General features: G+C 75.3%; 5 protein-coding genes. 1 reads left to right on the top strand and 4 read right to left on the bottom strand.

What is annotated here, in order from left to right:
• The 3 genes from Q0112_RS15590 to tsaE all read right to left on the bottom strand — a co-directional run.
• On the bottom strand, positions 1-587 hold a 587-nt coding region (locus Q0112_RS15590; protein ID WP_297976882.1), incomplete at its 3' end, for a nucleotidyltransferase family protein.
• Entirely contained in the window at positions 584-1,597 is a 1,014-nt protein-coding gene (locus Q0112_RS15585) for a phosphotransferase (protein ID WP_297976880.1), read from the bottom strand. The genes Q0112_RS15590 and Q0112_RS15585, both read right to left, overlap by 4 nt.
• Positions 1,594-2,076 carry a tRNA (adenosine(37)-N6)-threonylcarbamoyltransferase complex ATPase subunit type 1 TsaE gene (tsaE, locus tag Q0112_RS15580; protein WP_297976877.1) on the bottom strand — a complete coding sequence of 161 codons (483 nt, stop codon included), beginning with the start codon at positions 2,074-2,076 and terminating at the stop codon, positions 1,594-1,596. Before tsaE ends, Q0112_RS15585 begins: the two co-directional genes overlap by 4 nt.
• A gap of 161 nt (positions 2,077-2,237) precedes the next feature.
• On the opposite strand from tsaE, the gene Q0112_RS15575 reads away from it, so the two are divergent.
• Positions 2,238-4,928 carry an HAD-IC family P-type ATPase gene (locus Q0112_RS15575; protein WP_297976875.1) on the top strand — a complete coding sequence of 897 codons (2,691 nt, stop codon included), beginning with the start codon at positions 2,238-2,240 and terminating at the stop codon, positions 4,926-4,928.
• A gap of 180 nt (positions 4,929-5,108) precedes the next feature.
• On the opposite strand, the gene Q0112_RS15570 is transcribed toward Q0112_RS15575, so the two are convergent.
• A partial coding sequence (locus Q0112_RS15570; RefSeq protein WP_324564585.1) for a PAS-domain containing protein occupies positions 5,109-6,031 on the bottom strand: 923 nt, incomplete at its 5' end.

Below are 6,031 nucleotides of genomic sequence, written 5' to 3'. Positions count from 1 at the left end.
AGGGCGTCCCAGACTGGGTTCATGGAGAAGGCCTCGGCCGGGAAGCCGGCGAGGGCGGCGGGGTCGATGATCTGGGCGCCGGCGTAGACGTAAGGCGCGGTCGAGGCGTCGCCGCGGCGGCGGAGGGGGAGGAAGAAGTCGCCGGGGCCGGCGTGGCCCGTAGCGGCCTCGCGGGGGACGAGGGAGAGGAGGGCGCCGCCGTTCGCTTCGGGGCCTCGCCAGGCCTCGGCGAGGGCGGTGAGGGGGTTGGGGCCGGTCCAGACCATGTCGGCGTTGAGGGTGAAGACCGGGCCGGGGCCGAGGAGGGGGAGGGCATGGCGGAGGCCGCCGCCGGTCTCGAGGAGGACGGGCTCGTGGGAGAGGAGGACGTCGGGGGCGGTCAGGGCGAGGTGGGCGGCGAGCTGGTCGGCGTGGGCGTGGGTGTTGACGACGACGCGGGGGATGCGCGCCTCGCGGACCAGCGCGAGGGCGTGGTCGATGAGGGGGCGGCCGGCGACCTCGATGAGGGCCTTCGGGCGGGTGCGGGTCAGCGCGCCCATGCGGGTGCCGAGGCCGGCGGCGAAGATCATCACGGCCTGCGGGGTCATGCGGCCTCGATCCGGGCGAGGACGTCCGGGGTCGGGGCGGGGACGTGGGCGGCGACGAAGGCGGCGAGGGGGGCGAGGGAGGGGTGGGCGAGCTCGGCGGTGAGGTTGGTCCAGACCCGGGGGAGGTAGGCGAGGTAGCGCGGCTTGCCGTCGCGGCGGCAGAGGCGGGTGAAGAGGCCGAGGATCTTGAGGTTGCGCTGGGCGGCGAGGAGGGCGGCCTCGGCGCGGAAGGGCTCGGGATCGGCCCGGGTGAGCTCGAGGTAGCGGTCGAGGAGGGCGGTGCGCAGCGCCGGGGAGACGTCGCGGCGGGCGTCGTCGGTGAGCGACATGAGGTCGTAGGCCGGGTGGCCGTGCAGCATGTCCTGGTAGTCGAGCAGGCCGACGCGGGCGTGGTTGCGGCGGCCGGGGAGCCAGAGCAGGTTCTCGGCGTGGTAGTCGCGCAGGACCGGGACCTGCGGCGCGGCGACGGCGGTGAGCCGCGGCTCGAGGAGGGCGTCGTACTCGGCGGCGAGGTCGGCGGAGACGGGGGTGCCGGTGACGGCGGGGAGGTACCATTCCGGCACCAGGCGGACCTCGCGCATCAGGAAGGCCAGGTCGTAGGGCGGCGGGCTCCAGCCGACGTCCTCGCCGGGCAGGGGGCGGCGCTGGATCTGGGCCAGGACCTCGACGGCGGCGCGGTAGAGGGCGGGCTCGCGGGAAGGCTGCGCGGCGCAGAGGGTGGCGAAGAGGTCGTCGCCGAGGTCCTCGAGGAGGGCGAGACCGCGGGCGCGGTCGGCGCCGAGCACTTCGGGGGCGCTGAAGCGGCCGGCGCGCAGCCAGGCGGTGACGGCGAGGAAGGGGCGGATGTCGAGGCCGCTCGCGGGGGGCATGTCCATGAGGATGGCGCGCTGGAAGCCGCGCTTCAGCCGCTCGTAGCGGCGGGCGGAGGCGTCGCCGGCCAAGGGCGTGCGCTCGGCCCAGCCCCAGCCCTCGCGGGCGAGGAAGTCGCTGATCTCCTCGGCGCGGGTCATGCCGCCTCGGCCAGCACGGCGGGGAGCCAGTCCCAGCCCGGGCCTTCGGCCGAGAGGCGGGCGCGGCGGGCGTCGTCGGCGCCGGGGACGAGCTCGAGCGAGAGCATGAGGCGCCGGGCGGGGAGCGCGGCGCCGAGGCGCTCGGCCCATTCGACGACGGTGATCGCGGTGGCGAAGGCGTCCTCGAGGCCGAGCTCGCCGGCCTCGGCCGGCGAGGCGAGGCGGTAGAGGTCGGCGTGCCAGAGCTCGACCCCGTCGAGCTCGTAGGTCTGCACCAGGGTGTAGCTCGGCGAGGGGATGTCCTCGGCGCGGCCGAGGGCGGCGAGGCGCGCGGCGACGAGCGCCCGCGCGAAGGTGCTCTTGCCCGCGCCGAGGCCGCCGGAGAGGCCGACCATGTCGCCCGGGCCGAGGTGCGGCGCGATGGCGCGGGCGAGGGCCTCGGTGGCGGCGGGCGAGCCGAGCGTCAGGGTTGAATCCAATTCGTGTCCGTTCTGCCGCGCGTTGCTGGCGGTCGTTCTACCCGGCCCGCCGGCGGGTGCAAGGGCCGCGCGCATGGGCCGCGCGCATGGCCGCGCGCATGGGTTGCATGGCCTCCGCCGCCGCGCCATGTGGGAGGCACGGCGACAGGGGGACGGACGGCATGGCGCAGGACGAGGCGACCGACTGGCACGCGCTGACCGCGGAGGCGGCGCTCGACCGGCTGGCGAGCCGTCCGGACGGGCTCGACGGCGGCGAGGCGGCGGCGCGGCTGGCGCGGCACGGCCCGAACGCGCTGCCGGCGCCGCCGCCGGCGCATCCGCTGTGGCGCTTCCTCGCGCAGTTCAACAACACGCTGATCTTCGTGATGCTGGGCGGCGCCGTGGCGGCGATGGTGCTGGGCCATGTCATCGACGCGGCGGTGATCCTGGTCGTGGTGGTGGTCAATGCCATCGTCGGCTTCATCCAGGAGGGCAAGGCCGAGCAGGCGCTGCGCGCCATCCGCGACCTCATCGCCCCGCATGCGAGCGTGCTGCGCGGCGGCACGCGCGAGAAGGTGGCCGTCGAGGCGCTGGTGCCGGGCGACGTGGTGCTGATCGAGGCGGGCGAGCGGGTGCCGGCCGACCTGCGGCTCCTCCGGGCGCGCGGGCTCTCGATCGACGAGGCGCCGCTGACCGGCGAGTCGGTGACGGCGGCCAAGCGCGAGGCGCCGGTCGCCTCCGGCGCCCCGCTCGGCGACCGCGAGGGCATGGCCTACTCCGGCACCCTGGTCGCCACCGGTCAGGGGACGGGCGTGGTGGTGGCGACGGGACCGCGCACCGAGATCGGCCGCATCAGCAAGATGATCTCCGACGTGGAGCCGATGGTGACGCCGCTCCTGCGGCAGATCGACCGTTTCGCCCGCGGCTTCACCTGGGTGATCCTCGGCGGCGCGGCCCTGCTCTTCCTCTTCGCGACCCAGGTGCGCGGCTTCGACTGGCCGGACGCGCTGATCTCGGTGGTGGCGCTGACCGTGGGCGTGGTGCCCGAGGGGCTGCCGGCGGTGCTGACCATCACCATGGCGATCGGCGTGCGGCGCATGGCCGCCCGCCGCGCGGTGGTGCGCAAGCTGCCGGCGGTGGAGACGCTCGGCGCGGTGTCGGTCATCTGCACCGACAAGACCGGGACGCTGACCCGCAACGAGATGATGGTGCGCCACGTCATGGTCGAGGGCCACCGGCTGGCGGTGGAGGGGTCGGGCTACGCGCCCGAGGGCGGCCTGACGGCCGAGAACCACGACGATGATGCCGCGGCGATCGCCGCGCTGGCGCCGATCCTGACCTGCGGGCTCATGTGCAACGACGCTCTCCTGCGGGAGGAGGATGGCGTCTGGGGCGTGACCGGCGACCCGATGGAGGGGGCGCTGGTGGCGCTCGCCATGAAGGCGGGGCTCGATCCGGCGCATGCCCGCGGCGAGTGGCCGCGGCGGGACGAGATCCCGTTCGATGCGGCGCACCGCTACATGGCCACGCTGCACGAGGGGCCGGCGGGCGAGGGGCTGATCCTCGTCAAGGGCGCGCCGGAGGTGGTGCTGGAGCTGGCGCGGGCATCGGGCGGGCCGTGGGAGGCGCGGATCGCGCGGCTCGGCGCCGAGGGCGAGCGGGTGCTCGGCTTCGCCGCGCGGCGGCTGCCGGCGCCGCCGGACCGGCTCGCCCCGGCCGACCTCGAGGAGGGGCTGGAGTTCCTCGGGATCATGGGCTTCCTCGATCCGCCGCGGCGCGAGGCGGTGGCGGCGATCGCCGAGTGCCGCTCGGCGGGGATCGCGGTCAAGATGATCACCGGCGACCATGTGGACACGGCGGTCGCCATCGGGCGGCAGCTCGGGCTCGCCGCCGCGGGGGACGGGCGGCTGGAGGCGATGACCGGCGCCGAGGTCGACGCCATGTCGGATGCCGATCTCGCCGGCGCGGTGGAGCGGGTGTCGGTCTTCGCCCGCACCAGCCCCGAGCACAAGCTGCGCATCGTGCGGGCGCTGCAGGCGGACGGGGCGATCGTCGCGATGACCGGCGACGGGGTGAACGACGCGCCGGCGCTGAAGCAGGCGGACGTCGGCACCGCCATGGGGCAGAAGGGCACGGCGGCGGCGCGGGAGGCGTCGGAGATGGTGCTGCTCGACGACAACTTCGCCTCGATCGTGGCGGCGGTCAGCGAGGGGCGGACGGTCTACGACAACATCCGCAAGGTGATCGCCTGGACGCTGCCGACCAACGGCGGCGAGGCCTTCGCGGTGATCGTGGCGATCCTCGCCGGCTTCGCCCTGCCGATGAGCGCGACGCAGATCCTGTGGGTGAACCTGATCCTGACCGTGACCCTCGGGCTCGTTCTCGCCTTCGAGCCGCCGGAGCCGGGGGTGATGGAGCGCCCGCCGCGCGACGCGCGGGCGCCGCTGCTCTCGCCCTTCCTGGTCTGGCGGGTGGTGGTGGTCTCGCTGCTGATGGCGGCAGCGGCGCTCTTCGTCTTCTTCTTCTCGCTCGGGCGGGGGGACGATCTCGCCTATGCGCGGACGCTGGTCGTCTGCATGATCGTGGTGGCGGAGATCTTCTATCTCTTCAACGTGCGCTACCTGCACATGCGCTCGCTGACCTGGCGCGGCGCGCTCGGCACGCCGGCGGTGCTGGCGGCGATCGCCGCGGTGGTGGCGGGGCAGCTCGCCTTCACCTATGCGCCCGTCATGCAGGCGATCTTCGACAGCCGGCCGGTCCGCCTCGCCGACGGCGCGATGGTGATCGCGATCGGGGTGGGGCTGATGCTGCTGCTCGAGGTGGAGAAGCTCGCCATGCGGCGGCTCGGCTGGTTCGAGGAGCTGCGGGCGTGACGCGGGCGGGAGCTATCACGCGGAAACCGTCGGATCGCCTCGCCGAACGCGGCCGCCACCCGCACGGAGTCGCACGCGTGCGACTCCACTCAAGCCATTGAAATCGCTGAATGCCAACGCCGGCCTTAACTCGACCTTCATGGTGGTTAACGGGCCTTCTTGGAGCGCCCGGCGACTGCGTCAGGCCGAGCGCAGGGTGCGGGCGGCCGTCGGGAGCGTGGCGGTGAAGGTCGCCGTGCCGGCGTCGGTGGCGGCGGCGAGGGAGCCGCCGGACGCCTCGGCGAGCCGGCGGGCGAGGGCGAGGCCGAGGCTCTCGCCGCGCGCGGGCGTCGCGGCGGCCTCGACGGTGGCGGTCAGGGCGGCGGCGTCGCCGGCGATGGCGATGGCGGCGCCGGGGGCGGCGGCGTCGGCGGCGGCGAAGGCGAGCGCAAGGGCGAGGCGGCGTTCGGGCGCCGTCCAGGCGCGGGCGGCGTCGGGGAGGTCGAGGCGGAGGCCGCGGCGGGCGAGGGCGGCGGCGGCTCCGGCGAGCGGCGCCGCGTCCGGCCCGGTGCCGGCGGCTTCCAGCTCGCGGGCGCGGTCGAGGCCGTCGCGCAGTCCCTGGGCGGCGCCGGAGAGGGCCTGGAAGGCGGCGGTCGAGCGGGCGGTCGGGATGGCGGCGGCGAGCTTCTCGACGGCGGCCTCGGCCGGCAGGCGGAGCTGCTCGAGGGCGAGGGCCGAGAGGGTGCCGTCCGCCTGCGCCTCGGGGGCGGGCGTGCGGAAGACGACGAGGGCGGAGGTGTCGGGAAGCGGCGCGACCAGCACGTCGAGGCGGATCCCGTCCCGGGTCTCGACGGGGGCGGTCCAGCTGGTGCGGGCCTCGGCGCCGGCGGTGGCGAATTCGGCGAGCCGCGCCCAGACCGGGGAGGGGGCGCAGCGCTCGGTCCAGAGCGCGCACATCTCGGCGACGCCGGGGCCGTTCAGCCCCTCCATCGGGTCGAGGCCCCAGAGGGTCTCGAAGGCGGAGTTCACGAAGACGAGCATGCCGGAGGCGTCGAAGACCGCCACCGCTTCGGACATGCGGTCAAGCGTGGCCTGGGAAAGCTCGAGCTCGGAGCGGTACTTGC

The organism is uncultured Amaricoccus sp., assembly GCF_937858865.1.
In the GTDB taxonomy this organism is placed as follows: Bacteria; Pseudomonadota; Alphaproteobacteria; order Rhodobacterales; family Rhodobacteraceae; genus Amaricoccus.
The sequence above is the reverse complement of the archived record's forward strand: the minus strand, read 5'-3'. Positions and strand labels throughout refer to the sequence as shown.

Excerpts from the sequence above, each read along its gene's own strand:
- Q0112_RS15585 (WP_297976880.1), bottom strand. The coding sequence starts at position 1,597 with ATGACCCGCGCCGAGGAGATCAGCGACTTCCTCGCCCGCGAGGGCTGG.
- Q0112_RS15575 (WP_297976875.1), top strand. The coding sequence starts at position 2,238 with ATGGCGCAGGACGAGGCGACCGACTGGCACGCGCTGACCGCGGAGGCG.